16 protein-coding genes and 4 pseudogenes are annotated in these 21,600 nt (G+C 36.0%); 17 read left to right on the top strand and 3 right to left on the bottom strand.

The annotated features are described in order from the left end of the window. Window positions 1-22: 22 nt before the first annotated feature. From FJQ98_RS13530 to FJQ98_RS13580, 11 genes and pseudogenes are all read left to right on the top strand, one after another. Window positions 23-1,066 carry an aromatic ring-hydroxylating oxygenase subunit alpha gene (locus tag FJQ98_RS13530; protein WP_053595036.1) on the top strand — a complete coding sequence of 348 codons (1,044 nt, stop codon included), beginning with the start codon at window positions 23-25 and terminating at the stop codon, window positions 1,064-1,066. 269 nt (window positions 1,067-1,335) lie between these two features. Then, the gene (locus FJQ98_RS13535; protein WP_053595035.1) at window positions 1,336-2,808 is read left to right on the top strand and encodes an aldehyde dehydrogenase family protein; all 1,473 of its coding nucleotides are present in this window, start codon (window positions 1,336-1,338) and stop codon (window positions 2,806-2,808) included. Window positions 2,809-2,957: 149 nt separating this feature from the next. Further along, a complete protein-coding gene (locus FJQ98_RS13540; RefSeq protein WP_053595034.1) occupies window positions 2,958-3,161 on the top strand; it encodes a DUF3311 domain-containing protein in 204 nt (67 codons plus the stop codon). Then, window positions 3,158-4,639 carry a sodium:solute symporter family protein gene (locus FJQ98_RS13545; RefSeq protein WP_053595033.1) on the top strand — a complete coding sequence of 494 codons (1,482 nt, stop codon included), beginning with the start codon at window positions 3,158-3,160 and terminating at the stop codon, window positions 4,637-4,639. The genes FJQ98_RS13540 and FJQ98_RS13545 overlap by 4 nt, the downstream gene beginning before the upstream one ends. A 77-nt stretch (window positions 4,640-4,716) precedes the next feature. Next, window positions 4,717-6,423, top strand: a complete 1,707-nt coding sequence (locus FJQ98_RS13550) for a thiamine pyrophosphate-binding protein (protein WP_053595032.1) — start codon at window positions 4,717-4,719, stop codon at window positions 6,421-6,423. A gap of 74 nt (window positions 6,424-6,497) precedes the next feature. Beyond that, the gene (locus tag FJQ98_RS13555; RefSeq protein ID WP_241774565.1) at window positions 6,498-6,824 is read left to right on the top strand and encodes an aldehyde dehydrogenase family protein; all 327 of its coding nucleotides are present in this window, start codon (window positions 6,498-6,500) and stop codon (window positions 6,822-6,824) included. A 325-nt stretch (window positions 6,825-7,149) separates the two neighbouring features. Then, window positions 7,150-8,325, top strand: coding sequence for a Glu/Leu/Phe/Val family dehydrogenase (locus tag FJQ98_RS13560; protein WP_053595030.1), 1,176 nt, complete (start codon window positions 7,150-7,152; stop codon window positions 8,323-8,325). Between the two features lie 87 nt (window positions 8,326-8,412). Beyond that, window positions 8,413-9,837, top strand: coding sequence for an amino acid permease (locus tag FJQ98_RS13565; protein WP_053595029.1), 1,425 nt, complete (start codon window positions 8,413-8,415; stop codon window positions 9,835-9,837). Window positions 9,838-10,224: 387 nt separating this feature from the next. Next, a pseudogene (locus FJQ98_RS13570) lies at window positions 10,225-11,343 on the top strand (mandelate racemase/muconate lactonizing enzyme family protein). A gap of 57 nt (window positions 11,344-11,400) precedes the next feature. Then, a pseudogene (locus FJQ98_RS13575) lies at window positions 11,401-12,536 on the top strand (amidohydrolase). A 27-nt stretch (window positions 12,537-12,563) separates the two neighbouring features. Continuing rightward, a complete protein-coding gene (locus FJQ98_RS13580; RefSeq protein ID WP_053595028.1) occupies window positions 12,564-13,004 on the top strand; it encodes a GNAT family N-acetyltransferase in 441 nt (146 codons plus the stop codon). A gap of 95 nt (window positions 13,005-13,099) precedes the next feature. Here the strand turns inward: FJQ98_RS13580 and FJQ98_RS13585 are convergent, their stop codons facing one another. Beyond that, window positions 13,100-13,399, bottom strand: a complete 300-nt coding sequence (locus FJQ98_RS13585; RefSeq protein WP_075807255.1) for a tyrosine-type recombinase/integrase — start codon at window positions 13,397-13,399, stop codon at window positions 13,100-13,102. Between FJQ98_RS13585 and FJQ98_RS13590 the strand changes: the two are divergent. Then, window positions 13,373-13,747: pseudogene (locus tag FJQ98_RS13590) on the top strand (TnsA endonuclease C-terminal domain-containing protein); the annotation flags it as partial. The gene FJQ98_RS13585 and the pseudogene FJQ98_RS13590 sit on opposite strands and share 27 nt — an antisense overlap. A 561-nt stretch (window positions 13,748-14,308) precedes the next feature. Here the strand turns inward: FJQ98_RS13590 and FJQ98_RS13595 are convergent. Continuing rightward, on the bottom strand, window positions 14,309-15,760 hold the full coding sequence (locus FJQ98_RS13595) for an aminotransferase-like domain-containing protein (RefSeq protein WP_053595027.1): 1,452 nt from the start codon (window positions 15,758-15,760) through the stop codon (window positions 14,309-14,311). Window positions 15,761-15,900: 140 nt separating this feature from the next. On the opposite strand from FJQ98_RS13595, the gene FJQ98_RS13600 reads away from it, so the two are divergent. The 4 genes from FJQ98_RS13600 (at window position 15,901) to FJQ98_RS13615 (ending at window position 19,936) form a co-directional block, all read left to right on the top strand. Further along, complete coding sequence (locus FJQ98_RS13600; RefSeq protein WP_053595026.1) at window positions 15,901-16,947, top strand: ornithine cyclodeaminase family protein; 1,047 nt, start codon at window positions 15,901-15,903, stop codon at window positions 16,945-16,947. A gap of 30 nt (window positions 16,948-16,977) precedes the next feature. Next, a complete protein-coding gene (locus FJQ98_RS13605) occupies window positions 16,978-17,847 on the top strand; it encodes a PhzF family phenazine biosynthesis protein (RefSeq protein WP_053595025.1) in 870 nt (289 codons plus the stop codon). Between the two features lie 90 nt (window positions 17,848-17,937). Then, window positions 17,938-18,819 carry a phosphotransferase family protein gene (locus FJQ98_RS13610; RefSeq protein WP_053595024.1) on the top strand — a complete coding sequence of 294 codons (882 nt, stop codon included), beginning with the start codon at window positions 17,938-17,940 and terminating at the stop codon, window positions 18,817-18,819. 868 nt (window positions 18,820-19,687) lie between these two features. Then, a complete protein-coding gene (locus FJQ98_RS13615) occupies window positions 19,688-19,936 on the top strand; it encodes an ArsR/SmtB family transcription factor (RefSeq protein ID WP_053595023.1) in 249 nt (82 codons plus the stop codon). On the opposite strand, the pseudogene FJQ98_RS13620 reads toward FJQ98_RS13615, so the two are convergent. Further along, window positions 19,907-20,617, bottom strand: a pseudogene (locus FJQ98_RS13620) (4-hydroxyphenylacetate 3-hydroxylase N-terminal domain-containing protein); the annotation flags it as partial. The gene FJQ98_RS13615 and the pseudogene FJQ98_RS13620 overlap by 30 nt on opposite strands. A gap of 363 nt (window positions 20,618-20,980) precedes the next feature. Here FJQ98_RS13620 and FJQ98_RS13625 point away from each other — a divergent pair. Next, window positions 20,981-21,547, top strand: coding sequence for a TetR/AcrR family transcriptional regulator (locus FJQ98_RS13625; protein WP_053595022.1), 567 nt, complete (start codon window positions 20,981-20,983; stop codon window positions 21,545-21,547). Window positions 21,548-21,600 lie beyond the last annotated feature (53 nt).

The following is a 21,600-nucleotide window of genomic DNA, read 5'->3' on the forward strand; positions in this document are numbered from 1 at the left end:
TTATAGGGAGGATGAAAGAACAATGACAATCACTACGTTTAGCAACAAAGCAAATGCGACTTTGTCTTACAAAAACTATGTGGAACAACAATACTTTGATGAAGAAAAAGAAAATATCTTTTCTAAAAAGTGGGTCTTCGTTGGCCATATGAGTCAATTAGAAAAAGTAGGCGATTTTTTCACTTTCGAAATTGCTGGAGAATCCATTATTGTTAGCAAAAACAACGATGGAAAAGTAAATGCCTTTTATAACATTTGCCCACACCGCGGTACACGTGTTGAAAAAAGCGCTTCCGGAAACAAAAAAGTATTTCTCTGTTCATACCATGGTTGGTCTTTCAAACTAGACGGAAAAGTAAATCGTGCACCAAATTTTGATAAAGATAGTTTAGGTGACCACAATTGCATGACATCTGTTAAGCTAGAAATTTACCAATCTCTCATTTTTGTAAACTTAGATCCAAACGCTAAATCGTTTCAATCCGAATATAGCGATCTAGTTGAAAGTCTTGATCAATATAAGTTTATAAATACTTTGAAGAGAATCCGAACGACTGAAAGGGTGATTGAAGCAAATTGGAAAGCAGTCGTTGACAATTATTTAGAGTGTGATCATTGTAAATTAGCGCACCCTGCATTTGCCAAAACATTTGATTTGGAAAATTACAATATCGACACGTTTAACACATACACTTGTCAATATTCTGAAATGAAACAAGGAGAAGAAGCAGATCCAGCATTTTTCTATTGGGTATGGCCTAACTTAATGATTAGCATTTATCCTGGTGAAGAAGGAAACATAACGACAAGCCAAATACTACCTATCTCACCAAACCAATCTTTGGCAATTTACAGCTACTATTTTAGTTCCGAGAAAATTACGGATAAACAAGAAGAACTTATTAAATTTGTCGATCAAGTTCGTAAAGAAGACTTTGATCTCGTTGAATTATTACAATCTGGGCTTCATACAAAGGCTTTTGATAATGGGATTTATTCACCAACTGAGCATGGCATAAAGCATTTTCACAAGCAGTACAAGGAAGCAATGGGCATTCCTGAATAATAATTTAAACTTGCTAATAAAAAGGAAAGTACATTTAAAAAAATGTTATAAATAACAGACTCTTTTAATCATTCCTAAATAATTGTAAAGAGAAAATGTAATGTAACAGGAGAAAACACATAGATGTGAGTATAAAAAACTCACTTGAATTCTTATCAAGTTATAAACAAAACGTTGAAGTTATGCAGTTTTTATGAATTATGCAATACCTGCATGCTTTTGTACTAATAAACATAAATAATTTTATAAACAGTTAGGGAGGAAAGCAGATGACGGAACAATTAAAGCTTTATATAAATGGAGAATGGATTGATTCAAGTAATCCTCAACTATTTGATGTAATTAATCCTGCAAATCAAGAAGTGATTGCTAAAGCCCCGAAAGCAACTAAAGAAGAGGTTGAACAAGCGATTAAAATTGCGAAAGCAACTTTTGAAAGTGGCGTTTGGTCTTCAAAAAATCCACAAGAAAGAGCTGCGATATTACTACAAATTGCTGACAAAATGGAAGAACATGCAGCTGAAATTGCTCAGTTAGAAACACAAAATAACGGAAAAGTGTTAAGGGAAGCAGAGGGTGATGTTGCCGACTCAATTAGCGCTTTTCGTTATTATGCAGGCCTTATTCAAAATCAAGCAGGTGTAATATATGAAGCAATGGAAGGTTTACAAACGATGATTGTGAAAGAACCAATGGGAGTAGCGGGGTTAATAGTTCCATGGAACTATCCATTGTTAATGGCGGTTTGGAAAGTAGCTCCAGCACTTGCGGCAGGAAACTCAATTATATTAAAGCCGGCTGAAATTACACCGATAACAGCTGTCAAACTGTTTCAGTTAATCGATGAAACAGATTTACCGAAAGGTGTTGCGCAATTAATTCTGGGTGGTGGAACCGTCGTTGGCCAGACGATTGCTGAAAGTGACGATGTGGATGTTGTCTCCTTTACAGGAAGCACAGGAGTTGGGCGTAGTATCATGCATGCGGCGACAGGAAACTTGAAGAAAGTATCATTAGAACTTGGCGGGAAATCCCCTAATATTATTTTTGATGATGCTGATTTCGAAACAGCTGTTGACTATGCTTTATTTGGAATCTTTTATGGTAGTGGACAAGTGTGCTCATCTGGTAGTCGAGTGTTAGTGCAAAAGGGAATATACGATAAGTTTGTTGAAGAATACGTAAAACGCGCACAACAAATTAAAGTTGGCCCCGGACATGATGAAAGCTCAAAAGCGGGTGCAATAGTTAGCGAAAATCATATGAACAGCATTCTTGAATATATCCGTATCGGTCAAGAAGAAGGGGCTACATTGGCCTGCGGTGGTAATCGTATTGAGCGAGATGGGATGGAGAAAGGTTTCTTCATTGAACCAACGGTGTTTACCAATGTAACGAGCGATATGCGAATTGTTAAGGAAGAAATTTTCGGACCAGTTGTTGTGATTCAAAAGTTCAAAGATGAAGAAGAGGCTATTCGTCTCGCAAACGACTCTGATTATGGATTAGCTGGTGCGGTCTTTTCTACCGACAGTAATAAAGCATTACGTGTCATTCAAAAAGTTCGTTCAGGAATTACATGGGTGAATGCTTATCACCTCACAAACATTCAGGCACCATGGGGCGGCTACAAACATAGTGGAATAGGTCGTAGCATTGGCACATATGGACTGGATGAGTATCAAGAAACAAAACAAATTAATATGAATTTAAACCCACAACCACTCCATTGGTTTGAGTGATACAAAGACAATATTAGCTAATTGGAGAGATAGAAATAATCAAACCAATGAGAACTAAAGGTTTTTGTAAGCGTTCACACTGGAGAAGATGGAAATATGGTAATGAGCCAAAATCTTTCGTCGAAAATTGGAATAAGGAGGAAAGGAGAATGAAAAGAAGAATATGGTTATACTTTTTCAGTTTAATTCCTGCTATTGGGAGTTTGACTGTAATAAATAAGATAGAACCGTACGTTCTTGGCTTGCCTTTCGTTTTGTTTTGGCTGTTATTGTGGGTCATCTTAACTTCATTTTTCTTATACATCGTTAACATTTTAGATCCTGCTAACCATGAAGGAGAAGAGGACATTTGAATATATCACTTTTTATTACATTTGCAATTTTGATATTCGCTTGTTATTTAGGTGTTAGCGCAAGGAAAGGTAAAGAAATGAATATGGAGCAATGGGCTGTTGGGGGACGAAGCTTTGGCTCATTAACTATATTCTTTATCTTAGCGGGAGAAATGTTTACCACATTCACTTTCCTAGGCGCAAGTGGGATGGCTTATGGTGTTGGGATGCCTGCAGTATATGCATTTAACTGTTTCTATTTTATTGTTGCATATTGGATGTTACCACCGATTTGGAAGTATGCAAAGAAACATAATGTTATGTCGCAAGCAGATTTTTATGAGAAAAAATATAAGAGTGTAGGTCTTGGAGTTGTTGTTGCGATTATTGGTGTGATTGCATCTGTATCCTATTTAGTAATGCAATTTGTTGGTTTAGGAATTATTGTTTCGGCATCATCGTATGGGTCGATTTCATCAGGACTTGCTGTTGTGCTTAGTGGTTTATTAGTCACCGTATATGTAACAATTTCAGGGATGCACGGATCTGCCTGGACAGCGATATTCAAAGATATTTTAATTCTTGGAGTTATCATATTTATGGGCGTTTATTTTCCATTCCACTACTATGGTGGATTCAAACCGATGTTCCAAGCGATTGAGAGCGCACATCCAGAAATGCTCTTGTTTCCGGCTGAAGGATTGAGTATTACATGGTTTGTTACAACGTCGATTATGATAGCGTTAGCATTTTATCTTTTTCCACATATGCAAACGGGTGTTTTCTCTTCCAAAAGCGCGAAGGCCCTTCGTTGGAATGCTGCAAGTATGCCTATATATCAACTTATTATCGTATTTTCTGTTTTTATTGGGTTTGCTGCGGTTTTACAAGTGCCGGGTTTAAACGACGCAGACATGTCTATATTTAAGCTTGCACAGGGTGCATTTCCACCTTGGTTTGTCGGATTAGTTGGAGGGGCAGGAGCACTGGCGGCACTTGTTCCAAGCTCAATTGTATTACTGTCATCCGCTACACTTTTATCGAAAAACATTTTTAAAGTGTGGAGACCTAAAACAACCGACCAGCAACTTGGAAGATTAAGTCGTCTATTGGTACCAATCTTAGTCGTCATTGCTATATTTTTCGCTTTGAATGAATCGAAGTTGATTGGTTTAATTTACATTATGGTCTACAGCATTATTGTCCAGCTGTTCCCAGCACTTTTCTTTAGTCTTCTGAAAAAGAATCCGATTACCAAAATAGGTGCTTTCGCAGGGATGATTGTTGGAGTCATTCTAGTTATTTATTCGACAGTAACCGATACTACATTGGCGACGTTATATCCAAATCTTCCAAGTATGATCAAAGACTTTGATACGGGGCTATTAATAATGATGATAAACTTTGTTGTCACATATGTAGTTGGCGTTAATACAGAGAAGAATTTTAATAAAGTAACAGATGGTAGTTTAGAAAAATATCAACAAGTTAAAGGCTAATTAAAATTGACATTCGCAATTAACTTGCAACTTGCCATATCAATAATAAAAAAATATGTATTACTGGGAGGAACACAATGAAGAAACTATTAGAGAAAGTAGCTGTAGAGAAAAGCAAAAACTACCAAGAATACACTGTAGCCGATGCAATTGTAGAAGAATTAGTTGACGCTGGCGTTGAAGTTATATTTGGGATTGTGAGTATTCATAATATGCCGATTTATGATGCGATACTCAGAGACGGGAAAATCCGTATGGCGACATCGCGTGGTGAAAGCGGAGCTGTCAATATGGCAGATGCTTATTCGCGCGCAACTGGAAAACTAGGAGTTGTATTAACAAGCACGGGTGCTGGAGCTGGAAATGGTGCTGGTTCACTAACAGAAACTTGGAACTCTGGTACACCTCTTCTTCACATTACAGGCGAAGCGGATTCAAACTATATTGGAACGGATCAACGTTATATCCATGAATGTAAAGATCAATTGAAAATGATGGAAGGTGTGAATAAATCTGCTTTTTTATTGAAACGTCCAAAACTAATTAAACCATTCATGAGAAAAGCAATTAAAGATGCAGTAACTGTTCCGACTGGGCCAGTCACTGTCCAAATTCCCACGAATTTTCAGGCAATGATCATTCCAGAAAATAATCTAGTTAATGTAGAAAATGTTAAAGATCTAGAAGTACAAGTTACATTACCGGAAGGAATCATTGGAAAAATCGCTGCAGCAAAACGCCCAGTGATTTGGGTGGGAGATGGAATTATTCACGCGGGTGCATCAGAAGAATTAGTAACGCTAGTGAATAAAATTCAAGCAGGTGTCATTACAAGTGAGTCAGGTAAAGGTGCTATTCCTGAAGATCACCCACTATGTATTGGAAACTTTGCATGGTTCCCACGTGTTGAGGAGCATGTAAGCAAAGCAGACTTACTTATTAGTGTTGGCGTTCGTTTCCGTGGCACTGAAACAAATGGTTGGTCTACACCTGTTCCGGAAAATCATATTAATATTGACTTGAATCCAGAAGCATTCAACCGTAACTTTGATACACAAGATTTTTTAATTGGTGATGCAAAAGTTGTATTAGCCGCAATTAATAAAGGTTTAGCGGATGTAGAAATCACTCCAGATCTAATTTATATAGAAGAGATTAAAGAAGTTCGTGAAGGAGTTCGTGAAGAACTACGAAGCACAATCAAGCCTTACGGTGAAATTGCCGAAATTTTGAACGAGCAATTGCCACATGACACAATTTTAGTAACAGATGTTACAATTCCTGGCTATACTTGGGCGAATAAATTAGTTGATGTACATGAACCAAGAAATTACCTCTACATGACAGGCGGAGGAATTGGTCAAGGTTTACCAATGGCGATCGGTGCTAAAGTAGGTCAACCAGACAAACCAGTAGTACTTGTAGCTGGCGATGGCGGGTTTATGGTAAATGCTGGTGAGATGATTACAGCTGTACATGAAGATGCGCCAATAATTGTTCTGTTATTTGATGATGGAGGTTACGGTATTTTGAAGTATTATCAAGAGGCTGCTTATGGCAGAAAAACTGCTGTTGATTTGAAAAACCCAGACTTTGTTATGATGGCAAAATCTATGGGGTATGAAGCGGAAAAAGTAACTTCTGTGGAAGAGTTTGAAAAGGGATTAGCGAATGCTTTAGCTAGCAAAAAATCTTACATGGTTGTTGTTGATGTTGAGGCAGTTGGAATTCTTAATTATAAAGATTCCAATGAATATATCCGCACTTTCCGTCCGCACAAATAAGCAAACAAAATGATGGGCATAAAGAGATCGTTTTCTATAAATGGCTGTCTCCTTTGCAAAGAATTGAACACTATGTGACCAAAAGTAATGAGATAATCAAGGGGGATCCCAAATTACGCAGCGATATAAACTCTATTCGTCTTGCAAACGACAATGATTATGGTTTAGCTGGTGCGGTCTTCTCTAGCAACAGTAATAAAGTATTACGTGTCATTCAGAAAGTTCGTTCAGGAATTACATGGATGAATGCTTATCACCTCACAAACATTCAGGCACCATGGGGCGGCTATAAACAAAGTGAAATAGGTCGTAGTATTTACACATATGGACTGGATGAGTACCAAGAAACAAAACAAATTAATATGAATTTAATCCCACAACCACTCCATTGGTTTGAGTGATACAAAGACAATATTAGCAAATTGGAGGGGAGAAATAATCAAACCAACGAATTTTCTATTTATGATTCCCTTTGATTCATCGATAGAAAGTAGTTAAATATACACCAGAAATAACTCTATGGAATTGTAAAAAATAAAAACTAGTGAGTTTATTTGTATTGTCGATACAAAAGCTACGCCGGGGTTATCGACAATAGGACATCTTGGACGTTGGAAATCGTCCGCCAAAGCGTGATTTTGAAAGTTCCGAAGCTCTATTTATTGTGGAAATTAACTTTGTTAAAATGCAGAATCTATTCTATATTTCGACTTAGGAGGAGTATATATGTCTACAAAACCATATTTAATTGTTGAATGGAACGACACGGAAACAGATGCAAAAGGATGGATGGTTGTACACAACTTTGTAAAGGGTTACACAGGTGGCGGTACAAGAATGCACCCATCCGTTACAAGAGAGGAAGTTGAGCGTCTTGCAGAAGCGATGGCGTATAAATATGTAGCAAGTGAATCAGAAACTACTGGAGGTTGTAAAGGTGGTATTGCCTATGATTATAAAGCTCCAGATGCTTTTGAAGTATTAAGGAGATATATAATTGCTATGCTACCGTATATTGACAACGGAGTTTCTTTAGGAAGTGACCTTGGTACGAAATATAATGATGTACTGAAAATCTTCCGTGAATTTGGGATTGAAATTCCTCTTACCCAATCTATGAAAAGTGATCCAGCTGTTTTAAAAGGGATAAAAGATTATGATGATTTATTACTTCAAAAAATCGATGGATTGTATATGAATGATGTAGTAACAGGTTATGGCGTTGCATTCTCTGCTGACGAAGCTTGGAAATATAAAGATGGTGGAGAAGGTGCAAGAGTTATTATTCAAGGATTCGGCTGCGTTGGTGCAAGTTGTGCGTTAAAACTTTCTCAACTAGGGTATAAAGTTGTAGGAATTTCTGATGCGAATCTATTTGTCGCTAGCGAAGATGGATTAGATGTTCAAAAGTTAATTGATCATAAGAACGAGTTCGGTGAAATGGATCAAAATTATTTTGAAAATGACTATGTAGTACGTCCAAACTCAGAATGGCTTGATGTAGATTGTGATATTTTAATTCCATGTGCGCTAGAAGATGTTATTAATAAATCTAATGCTAATCAAGTAAAAGCAAGCCTAGTTGTTGAAGCAGCAAACATCCCGATTTCTGCTGAAGGAGACGAAATCATCAAGGAGAAAGCTATTGATATTGTAATTGATTTCGTAGCAAACCTTGGTGCAATTAGATCTTACGATGCTGTTATTTTTGGATTAGTAGAACCAAATCCACAAGCAGTAATTGATGATATTGAAAAGCTTTGCCGTAAAAATGTTCGCACTCTCTTTACGGAAGCTAAAAAGCAAAGCAGATATCAAAGAGATGTTGCATATGAAATTTTTAAACCGGCGAAAAGTGATTCAATGGAATATGTTTCACCAAATCTAACAGTAGTATATTAAATTTGATAGACAGGAGATGCAAAACGCATCTTCCGTCCGTTTTCATTGTAGTGCTATGAGTTAAATTGACTGAAAAGGGTGAATATTATGGAAAATGAGTTTGATAGCCGGCCGAAAGAATTACAACGCTCGATGAAAAGTAGACACTTATTTATGATCTCCGTCGGCGGAGTTATGGGTACTGGTTTCTTCCTAGGTTCAGGTTATGCTATTGGAGAAGCCGGTCCATTTGGAGCTATTGCAGCTTACTTATTTGGTGGACTTATTATGTATCTTGTTATGGTTTGCCTTGGTGAGTTGTCAGTAATTATGCCAGTGTCTGGTTCGTTCCAAGCCCATGCGGAAAAATTTATTGGACCGGCCACTGGATTTATGATTGGTTGGATATATTGGCTCAGCTGGGCGATATATTTAGGTTTGGAGTTCGTAGCAGCTGGACTATTGATGGCTAGATGGTTCCCAGATGTTCCAATATGGATTTGGTGTCTTGTCTTCTCGACATTATTGTTCGGAATTAACGCATTAACAACTAGGGCATTTGCTGAAATGGAGTATTGGTTTACAGCGATTAAAGTACTTGCAGTAATCGCATTTATTATAATCGGTGGAGCCGCTATTTTTGGTATTGTACCAATTCAAGGTCAAGAAGCTCCATTCTTCTCAAACTTTACAAGTTCTGGTTTAATGCCTACTGGATTTATCGGGATATTTGTTTCAATGATGACAGTTGTATACGCTTTCATGGGGTCGGAAATTGTTGGAGTAGCAGCTGGAGAAACCGAAAACCCGGAGAGAAATATCCCAGTAGCGATTCGCACAATCATTATACGTATTTTAGTTTTCTATGTACTTGCAAACTTTGTATTATCTGCAATTGTTCCTTGGAAAGAAGCGGGAATTCTTGAGAGTCCGTTCGTCACAGTGTTTGATATGGTAGGTATTCCATATGCAGCTGATATTATGAACTTTGTTATTTTAACAGCAATTCTTTCAGTAGGTAACACGGGTATGTTTGCTTGTGCAAGAATTTTGTTCTCTTTATCACAGAGTGGTCAAGCTCCACTGATGTTTGGAAAAGTGAACAAGCGTGGAGTACCAATAAATGCTCTTACTTTTACATTAATCTTTGCTTACGTATCTCTATTGACAAGTGTTATGGCTGAAGAAACATTATTCGTATTATTATTAGCGATTAGTGGTGTCGGTGGAATTGTCACTTGGATGGTGATTGCTTATTCGCAATTCAGATTCCGAAGGCAATATGTCGCTAGTGGCGGTAAAGTTGAAGATTTAAAATATCGCGTCCCACTTTTTCCGTTAATTCCAATTGTATGTATAACTTTGTGTTTGGTTTTAGTAGTCATGACAGCATTTGATCCTACGCAACGTATTTCGTTATTTATTGGATTTGGTTTTATAGCACTTTGCTATATCTTCTATCACTTTAAATTTACACGAAAAAAAGAAGTGCCAGTTTCATTAGCTGAAGATGGTGGTGATTTAGCAAGATAATTCATTTTTTCTTCATTCAGCGAAGCAAGAAGTGATTGCTAAAGTTCCAAAAGCGACTGCAATCGTACTGACAATAAGTCAATTTCATAATTGAACAATCAACATTAAAATCCGAACAAGGTTGATTTCCGCTCCAGGCGAAAGCTTTCCGTGGGCACGGCTTCAATCTCCTCGTCACTGCGGGAACAGCGCGGCTTTCAGCTCGCGCTGTTCCCGCAGGAGTCGCCGCCTTACGCTCCAATCAACGAGAGTATTACACTATAGTGACGAACAATGAATTAATTCAATATACGAATCTCTCGTTTTTATAACTAGAATAAGTAATTATGAAATTGATTCAAATGAAAAAAGTTATAAATAACGAATTAAAAGGATGAGAATAGAACGATGAAGGTTAAACAAGTAGATTTATTTGCAATTGAATTGCAGCTGAATAATCCGTTTGTAGTTAGTTATGGCGGATATAATAGTATTCAATCTATCATTGTTAAAATTACAACTGATAATGGATTTGTTGGTTATGGTGAGGCAGTACCTGATAGTTATGTAACTGGGGAAACATTAGAAAGTACGTATAATATTCTAGCTCATACGTTAGCGCCCATTATTATTGATGAGAATCCCCTTAATATTGAGTAGATTCACGACCTTATGGACGAGACAATTTTTGGTGTTTCAACCGCAAAAGCTGCAATTGATATTGCTTGTTATGATGTGGCAGGAAAAAGTGCAGGTTTACCAGTGTATATGTTAATTGGTGGTCGTTATCGTGAAAGTATGCCAATTACCCATGTTTTAAGTATTGATACACCAGAAAATATGGCGGATGAGGCTGCACAATGTGTAGAAGCTGGATATCGTTCTTTAAAGTTAAAAGTTGGTACAGAGCCATTAGAAGATGTTAAAAAAATCAAAGCAGTTCGTGAGCGAGTTGCGGAAGACATTGCCATTCGAGTTGATGTGAATCAAGGTTGGAAAAATAGTGCGACAGCCCTACAAATCCTTGATAAATTAGCAGGTCTCTCTATCGATTGGATTGAGCAACCTGTAACAGCAATTGATAGCGATGGAATGGTTGAAATTAAAAGCAAATCGACTATACCAATGATGATAGATGAAGGTCTGCATAGTAGTGTAGAGATGCGCCAAATCATTTCGAAGCGAGCAGCTGATAAAGTGAATATCAAATTAATGAAATGTGGTGGTATATATCCTGCAGTAAAATTAGCTCATATGGCAGAAATGGCAGGAATCGAATGTCAAATTGGATCAATGGTAGAGTCATCAATTGGATCTGCAGCAGGATTTCATGTTGCATTTTCAAAGAAGATCATAACAAGTGCCGAACTAACAGGACCATTAAAATTTGAAAAAGATGTTGGTAATTTACAATACGACATTCCGATTATTAAGCTTAATGAACGACCTGGATTAGGCATTGATGTAAATGAAGATATTTTACAAGAGCTAACAGTATATTCTGAAAGCATTAGAAGAAAAAGTTAATTTAGACATTCATCTACTTAAATAAATGTATATTATTGATTAATTAAGGAGCTAATAATGAGGAATTTAAACCCAATCGATTTTATTAGTGACAATCAAGGAGATATTATCCAGACATATCGTGACTTACACGCTCTTGCAGAACCTAGTTGGGGAGAAAAGGAAACTTCAGCTTATTTGATTGCAAAGCTTCAAGCGGCTGGATTTACTGTACAAACTTTTTCAGGACATTACGGATTCATTGCAGAAATTGAAGGTAAAACAAGTAATGTTGTTGGACTAAGGGCAGATATGGACGCTCTTGTTCAAGAAGTTGATCATGTTGTTCGTGCAAACCATTCTTGCGGACATGATGCTCACAGCACAATGGTGTTACATACAGCGTTAGCATTAAAACAAGCTGGGATTCGTCCAGAAAAAACGATTCGATTCATTTTTCAACCAGCCGAGGAAACTGGAGAAGGTGCTAAGCGGTTTATAGAAGCTGGGATTTTGAATGATATTGAGATGTTATTTGGCATCCATTTACGTCCAACTGTCGAAGTTCCTTATGGAAAAGCTGCTCCAGCTATTGTCCATGGTGCCTCTGTAACTACGGTTGGTGTTATTTATGGCTTGCAGGCGCATGCAGCACGTCCAGAGAATGGAAGTAATGTGATTGAGGCTGCGTCTTTATTAATCCAAGTGTTGCAAGGGATTAGACTTCAAGTATGTTGTTCTTTTTCTGTTAAAATGACACAGCTTCATTCAGGGGAAAGTGCAAATACTATTCCAGGAAAAGCTTCATTTACGTTAGATTTACATGCTCAATCAAATGAAGGTATGGCTGAGTTGCAAGAGAAAACAGCGAAAGTTCTTGAATCAGTAGGGAATTTAACGAATACTCAAATTAATTATGAATTTCAAGGGTTTGTACCCGCAGCTGCACTCAATGAGAAGATGATTGAAATAGCAAAAAATCCATTGCGGATATATGTGGACCTGAACATCTCGTAGAACCTTGTATTACACGTGGAGGAGAGGATTTCCACTTCTATACAATGAAGCATCCGCATATTGCTGCAACGATGATTGGATTAGGGTGTGGTTTAGAGCCAGGCTTACATCATCCACAAATGTCTTTTCAAATTGATGCACTCAATTACGGTACAAAAATTTTAACAGTATGTTTATTAAATGCTGCAAAAATATAAATTGAAAAGAGAAAGGAAAACTAGTATATGGGTCAGTTCGAAAACCTTTCATTTACAATCCGCCCTATCCATGATGTGAAGGAGTTTTTTGAGGTAAGTGAATTAGAAAAAATCATTTGGGAATCAGATGATCCGGTTCCCGTTGCCCATGCAGTTACATCGGTAGATAATGGTGGAATGATAATTGGAGCATTTTTAGACGATAAAATTATTGGATTTCAATATAGCTTTGCTGGCTTTAATGGAATCAATACTTATTTATGTTCCTATTTACTTGGGGTTCATCCAGAATATCGCATCAGTGGAATTGGTGAACAATTAAAACTTGCTCAGTGTAAAGAAGCTTTAAAAATTGGTTATGATTTAGTTACTTGGACGTATGATCCATTAGAAACAGTGAATGCCAATTTAAATATTAAAAAGCTTGGGGGAGTTTGCTCTACTTATATTGAGAACTATTATGGATAAATGGAAGATAATCTCAATTCTGGTATTCCGTCTGATCGCTTTTATGTTGACTGGTGGATTCAAAGTGATCACGTAAAAGATAAAGTTGATAGAGTTTATTGAAGTGTTCGTAAATCAACGTTTTCTTTATTTTGCTGTAACATCAATGTTGCAAAAGTATGCCGTATGTGATGTAGCGTGAAGCGGGTAGGTGGGAGGCCTGCTTTTTTCAACATATCTTTAAAAATGACATGCAAACCCCGCGAATCTAATGCTTTACGATTTTTATTTAGGAAAACAGGTTCAGATGGATAAATTTGATATGTTCTTAAAGAAGCTTTATAGGATGCCAGAAGCGGAATTAAGTGGGGATGAAGGGGCAATATCCTTTTGAGATTGAACGTGAGTATTGGCATCGAAAAGAAATTGTTTGGGGCATTGTAACAGAAGAAGAAATACCTAAAACAATGGCAAGAAACATCAGTTATATCCACGATTATTATGACATTCGAGATTATGATGTGTTTCGTGAAATTAATGTACAGTATATTGAAGATTTATCGATTTCTTTAATGCAAAGACTATTAGGCACTAATGAAAGCATCCGTAAAATCACAAATGAATTTGATAGAGACACGCATTTACCTTTTGGAAGTGCTGTAACGTTGTTTTATCATTTATTATCTCGGAAAATCATCATCATAGATATGATTGAACCTTTAAATTTGGAAAAGCCAATCACCATCAATGGGAACAAATTTTAACATAACATTTATGCAGTATTTATTACTTGGCACATGAATTAAAAAATTGTCATACTATTAATAGTCGTGTGACTAAAAAGATAGGATAATTATTGACTTCTTAGGATTTTTACATGATATATTATTTTTAATTAAATTTGTTTAGGAGTAACTACGGTGAAACGTACAATTAATGATAGAGGTCTTTTATATATTTATTCTGACAGCCCATGTGGAGTACATAGTATTGATAGAGAAGAAATAGTCTCATATTAAAGGCTTAGGAGGTTTTTGAGTAAAAATTGAAGTGTGTTATGTGTTCCCTCAGACTAATTATTTTGGGGGAAGTTTGCTTTAGGGGGCCGAACAAAAACGCAGAACTATGGATATTTGTGTTAAAGTTCGGGTTCTGCGCATAGGTTATTTGAGTTATAAGACAATTGGTTTTTTAGAAAATTAGATAGATTAATGATTCAAAACTTCAGGAACTAGAGGAGTTGATGATGCTTTCGAATCTCATACAGTGGTTATTCAATACTCATTTTTATAATTATCTGCCATATTTAAATCTCTATATGAAACTTAAAAAATTTGTTCTGCTACCAATTCTGAAAGAGTTTTAATTCCATAGTCAATTTCATTTAAGGATGCATAAGAATAAGAAATTCTTAAATATTGATCAGAGTGAAACTCATACAAATCTCCAGGGTGAACAAGTATTTTCCGACTTAAGGCTTTAGTAAAAAGCTGGTACATGGATATACCTTCATTTAACTTAAGCCAGATGAAATATCCACCCCTAGGGATATTCCATGTACCGATGCCGGTAAAATATTTCTTTAATGCTTCAAGAGCAACATCTCTTCGGATCTTAACATTTTTCCTCATTATATCGTTATGCTGATAATAAAGACCACTAGAGAATAGTTCTGTGGTTACATTCTGGGAGAGTGAGCTGGTTCCATAATCAGTTTGCATTTTTATATCTGCCAATCTTTCAATGACTTTTTCTGATCCAACAATCCATCCAATCCTGAGACCAGGACTTAAATTCTTCGATATTCCACCAATATATAATACAAGTCCATTGTTATCAAATGCCTTTATTGGCTGTGGAGGTTGTTCATCAAACCAAAGCTCCCTATATACATCATCCTCGATAATAGGCAAACGTTCCCTATCACACGCATCAACAAGCGTTTTTCTTCTTTCTAGTGACATGACACTCCCGGTAGGATTTTGAAAAGTAGGTATTGTAAAAAGCATTGCTCCTTTTCTCCGCCTATGTCGATCAACCAATTCTTTTATTTCTATACCTTCTTCATCCAGCTTAATTCCCGAAGGCTGCATTCCGAACGATTGAAAGGTTCTAAGAGAATATAGGTAGGATGGCTTTTCAACATATACTACTGAGTTCGTGTGCAAAAGGCCAAGGGAAATAAGCTGCAGTGCCTGCAAAACACCAGAGGTAATCAAAACAGAGGATGGATCAGCTTCTATTCCTATTGTTTTAAGGTATGTGCATACCTCTCTTCTTAGATGGATGTTTCCTTTTGGTTCTTCATAACCCAGCGATGCCATAGACTTAGACAGTTTTTTTAGTACGCCCTGAATCATTTTGTTAGGTATTAATTCAGGGGAAGGTTCGCAGGACCCCATTCGGATGATATCAGGTTGGAATTCAGCCTGATTGATCTGCTGCATTATATTTTGATTTGTTTGATGTAATCCCGAAGATATATAGGGAAGCCAATTATGTGAATGATTAATGGACATTAATGTCCATGTATTGTTTATTACTTTTGTACCTCCACCAGCATTACCGCTAATAAGGCCTTCAGCTGCCAGCTCTTCAAGGGCAGATACTACGGTACTTCTGTTTACACAGAAAATTTCAGAAAGTGTCCGCTGACTTGGCAATTTGAAACCAACTGGCCATTCTCCAGTTGCTATTTTATCTTTTATGAAGTTAACAATCTGTATATTCAATCGATAAGGACTATTTCTATCAGGTCTCCAGTTGATATCCAACATAAAATTCCTCCAAAATCATAGTACTTTTACAATATCATTTGGTTGGTTAAATAACAACCAAGAATGGTTGGAGACTTTTTTTTGTTGTTCAAATACAATTACATTAACAGATATTAAAGTTTTAAAGGAGAATGATAACTATGGTACCAATAAGAATTCTAAGTGATAATGATGTTAAGAACATTCTTGATATCAAGAATACAGTAGCATGTGTAGAAAAAGCCTATGCGCTTAAAGCCAACAATCAGGTGAGACTATTCCCCATGGTATCTGAGGTGATTTTTGAGGGTAGGGCAGAAATGGATATTAAATCAGGGATGCTTAATGAAGAAGATGTGTTTGGATTAAAACTCGTTTCATGGTTTGGTGATAATAAAAATCAAGGGCTTCCAGCTATAACTGGGCTGACTATGTTATTTGATTTGAAGAATGGGTTTCCTAAGGCAATGATCAACGCAAGTTATTTGACAGGAATGCGTACTGGAGCAGCAGGTTCAATAGGCGTGAAACACCTGTCAAAACAAGATTCAAAAACACTAATGATTGTAGGTACAGGAGTTCAGGCGATTTTTCAAATAGCAGCCACTCTATCTCAAGTTCAGACAATCAACAAGGTATATATATATGACCCCGTAAAATATGAAAATGCATCAAAATTCCAGTATTCAATAAAGACGGAACTAGATAAAATCATAAATGATATCAACGATACTTATAATAAGAGCTGGAAACAAAGAATTGAGTCAGTTCAGTTTGTAGCTGTAGAAACTCCAGTGAAAGCTTTGGAAGAAACCGATGCAGTAATTACGATAACGCCTTCGCGAAAACCACTGATTTTTAAGGAGTGGATTAAGCCAGGCATACATTTCAGCTGTGTGGGGGCAGACATGACTGGAAAACAGGAAATAGATGAAAAGATCTTTGAGGTAGCTTCTGTATATGTAGATGATATTACACAAGCATCGACAGTCGGAGAAACACAAAGTGCTATAAGGGCTGGTATATTAGGCAAAAACAATTTGACTGAAATCGGACAATTCATACTTGGAAATGCGAAAGGACGTACAAGTGATGAAGAAATTACGATTTTTGATAGTACTGGCATAGCATTGCAGGATCTTGCAGTTTCAAAATATATTGTATCAAAAGCAGAAGAAATGAATGTTGGGACAATCGTGCAAATATAAAATCGATATACAATTTGGAGGGATCATATTATGAAGTTAAAAGTTTATACATTAAATTCATTTGCAAAATCCATTGAGGGAGGGAACCCTGCTGGAGTGGTACTTAGCGCTGATTATCTATCAGATGAGGACATGAAAAAAATAGCAGGTATCATCGGTTTTAGTGAGACTGCTTTTGTCATGAAGTCAGACCTTGCTGACTTCAAGGTTAGATTCTTTACACCTAATGAAGAGGTTGATCTTTGTGGCCATGCAACGATAGCAGCGTTCTATACACTTTCAAGCCAAGGATATATTAAACCAGGAAAATATTCTCAAGAAACAAAGGCTGGAATTTTAAATGTAGAAGTAATGGAAGACCTATCAATTATGATGGATCAAAATGCTCCAAGCTATTATGAAATAATAGACAAGGAGGAAATTGCAGATTCCTTAAATATTACTATAGATGAAATGTTAGGGGATCTACCAGTGCAAATTGTATCTACTGGCCTTAGGGATATACTTGTACCGATTAGAAACTTAGATATATTAAATTCTATAAAGCCAGATTTTGAAAAAGTAACAAATATCAGCAGTAAATATAATACCATTGGTTATCATATTTTTACCCTTGAATCACTAAAGGGTTCAAATGCTCACTGTAGAAATTTGGCACCTTTATATGGAATTCCAGAAGAATCTGCAACTGGTACATCCAATGGTGCCCTTTCATGTTATCTATATAAATATGGTAAAATCAAACCTGAACATGTTATTAATATATCTGTTGAGCAAGGTTACTCTATGAAAAAACCTTCAGAAATAGTTATAGCCTTAACCACTCAAGGGAAAGAAATTATTGAGGTAAAGGTGGGCGGAAAAGCATTGAATTTGTCTGAAACAGAGGTTGAAATATAATTGTAGAATATAAATTGAAATAATAAGATAGCCGGATTTTGTTAGAGATTGTGAAGAAGATAAACGGTACAGAAATGGGTTTTTTTTCGAATGGATATGTTGCAACAAGTAATAGATAAATTTAAGTTGAATGTGTTAGCAGTCGAGAACGTTCCTGAGTCTTTTAGTTCTACTGTATATAAAATTAAGCTAATTGATCATCGTACGGTATATATAAAAATTCCTTATTCAAAAGTAAAACTTGAACGTGAGTATACTGTACTTAAACGATTACGCAATGAGCTACCTGTACCAAAAATGTTAGACTATTGGGAAGGTAATGAGGATGTTACTGGTGCTTTATTATTATCCGAAATCTACGGTGTGCCGATTACAGAGAAGGTGGATACAGCTTTAGCTTATGATATCGGAGTACACCACGCAAGGCTGCATGCAATCATTCCAAATGAGCAGGATTTCAAAAGTTCCGTTTCCAATGTATATGGTCAATGGTCTGAGTTTATTAAGCGACAATTTTATTCCTTTGCAGAAGATGTAAAAGAAGTGATTGATCCTCGTTTATACGAACAATCATTGAAGCATTTTGAACGTCAACTGAAATTACTTCCATCTCCAGACGGACCTAGTTTTATACATATGGATTTTCGACCAGGTAATATTTTAGTTCATGAAAATCATGTAGCCGGCATCATTGATTTTGAAAGTGTCCGAATTGGCGCAACCGAAATGGACTTTACAAAAATTAATCGTGAGATTTTCATGAAATATCCTGGAACAAGGGATGCGTATCACAAAGGCTATGAGTCCATTCGTCCACTTATTGATTTACAAGAAGTTTTACCGTTTTATAGCTTTACCGATGCGTTTAATGCAATTGGTTGGTGTAAAAGAAGAGGTATCGAAAAACATCAAACTTTTTTACAGGAGAATTTAGCCTATTTAAACGTTTTTTTACGAACGAAGGATAGTTGAAAGAGAATTATCAAACGTCAATAACTGAGGATTCATTTATAAAGCTTTTTCTCATATTTCATTATTCAACAATCGGGCGCGATTGCGGAAGATACGCAGGTATAAAATGATCAAACTTTTTTATAAAAATTCAATTAAAATCTGCTGGAAGGCATCCATTTTAATCAATCTTTTTTCTAAATGGATGCTTTTTTAATTGCAGGAAATGTTGGTTTGCGAGCTGTTTTTGATCAAACTTTTTTTCAAAGCTATAAGTGGTTGAAATATAATTGTAGAATATAAATTTCTAATAAATTGAAATAATAAGATAGCCGGATTAGGTGTTATGTTACATCTAGTATGGCTGTTTTTTTCTTAATTAAATATCCTTGGTAATATGTTGGCTATTATTATAGCCAATTATATTTTTAAGCATAAATTCGGGCTACATACAAAGGCAACCCCCTATTTCAAAGGGGGGCTTAAGAGGTCTAAACCCATTATTTCTGCGTGTTAGTATCATCTTTCTATTACAACACATGAATTCTGCTTGTCTTCAGGCTTTGTGAATATGTCCTAAGGCAGGACACCTACTTCGCTTAAATTATTGTTGCTCTTCAACTAACGGGGCAGGTTAGTTCAATAGCGTTGTTTAACTTGTGTTCAACAATCGGGCCAGATTGTTTAGGAATCTTGTATATTGTTTACTTATTTTAGTGAATCCTTATGATGGTCAAGAAATTATTTATCTCCTCCATTTATTTAGGTTCAATGGTCTCGATTTTCTTTCCCAATACTGTTTCTAAGCCAATTCCATGTTAGTATGGTTTACGGGATTGAACCATTAAAAAAATATTATACAATTTGTCACGAACAGGAAGGTGGGTTTATGGATAAACAAAAACAGCTAAAAAAATTAGCTGAAGAATTTAGAGAATGTAGCAAAGCGCTTGCTGCAATCGGGGATGAAACTCGCCAATCCATCATTATTGCTTTAATCGAAGGTGAAAGTGAATCTGAAAAGGGTATACGTGTGGGTGAACTTACAAAAAAGACTAATTTATCCCGTCCAGCATTGTCCCACCATCTAAAAGTTCTAAAAGATGCAAGTTTCTATAAGAAGCTCAGCAATACCTAAGATGAACTCTGTTTTTACAATTTGTCTAGTCAATACTTGGTGCTTAGTAAAGGGATGGAAAGAGCTTTGAATTGGGAATTCTCCTGCTACTTCTGCATTGCTGTAATAAAATACCCTATTCCAAGGTACTAATACATTGTCAAAGACGACGATAGAATCCATTTCTTCGAACCGCGAGCTTAATGGATGATTAAAAGAAGATTGTCCGCCGATGAATGTTTCCCTACAAATAAACTTTAATCCTTTTGTGTTAGAAGGGATCGAAAAAGCAAAAGCTTCATCTTCATTAAATAGAAATTTACCTACGCTAAATACAAATACTTCATCTGTTAAACCACCTTGCGTAGCAAGAAGACGTGCACCTTTAATGATGATTCCTTCTTCATTTTTATCAATAACTTTTGCGGAGATTGGCTCATCCGTATTTTCAATGTAGATATAAGAACGATTCACTTGTGGGGAAATAAAGGTATGTGTAAACGACAGGTCATTTTCCCTAGCCAATTCGTAAAATGCTTGTAGATTGTTTGGAAAACATTTGTCCTTATTATTTAAAAAGGATACTGAAGAGACAAAGCTCATTAAAACTGTGTTCAAATAATCTGGGCTTCTTCCCATGATACCCCCTGAATACCTAGGCCAATGTTCAATCATCTTTCTTCTTCTTATTAAGTCCTCTTTCAGTGAATTTTAATAGAATAATAAATACCGAGGGCATTTCCGATGAAGCATTATTGCTAAGTATGAGATGGGTGTAATGGAAGTAGAATTGTATGAAGAAAATTTATATATTATTTTCCCAAGGCGAATTTGTTTTCTTTTCAAAAATATATGAACCTAGCGTTAAAACACAAGTGAAAAATTGCAAGCCATCCAAAACAGTTTTGGGGTTCAGTTCAACTTTGTTCAAAATGAGATTAATTTTTAGCAGTAAAATCAATTAAAGTATAGCTTTTTTGATCAATTTTTTTATTAAACTAACAAAAATACTTGCAACACCTATTATAGTACTGTACAGTACTAATTATGACAAAGGGAAAATTAATGAATCAAAAACGTGTGATTGAAGTAGCTGCAACATTATTTTTAGAAAAAGGGTTTGCTTATACAAGCATGGATGAATTAGTTCGTGTAAGCAAAGTTTCAAAGTCTAATGTGTATTATCACTTCTCTAATAAGGAAGAATTGTTGGAAGGGGTCGTTGATTATTGGATTGAAATGTATCAATCTGCAATTGATGGATTACTATCTCAAAACCAATTATTAGTTGAAGATCGTATCCAACTGTTTTTAAAGCAATTATCACAAGGAGTTCAGACGAGAGAATATAAGGGGAGCTGTCCATTTATTACGCTTTATATTCAAAGCCCTACAAATGCCACAAAAGTAAAAGAAAAAATAGGTCTTTTTTTTGCAGGATTACAAACGAAAGTTTCTATATTACTTAAACAAGGGGTAGAGAATGGTGAATTTAGAAAGACAATTAATATTGACGAGGTTGCATCTCTTTTTATTACAAATCTTGAAGGAGCGCTATTTATTTCAGAAACACTGAAGGATGCAACTGTAATCATGAAAACAGCAGATCATTTTTTTAACTTGCTTCGATAAAAGAAGCATTTTTTTTACATCAAATTAGTACTGAATAGTACTAAAAGGAGGAT

The organism is Lysinibacillus agricola (assembly GCF_016638705.1).
Classification (GTDB): Bacteria; Bacillota; Bacilli; order Bacillales_A; family Planococcaceae; genus Lysinibacillus; species Lysinibacillus agricola.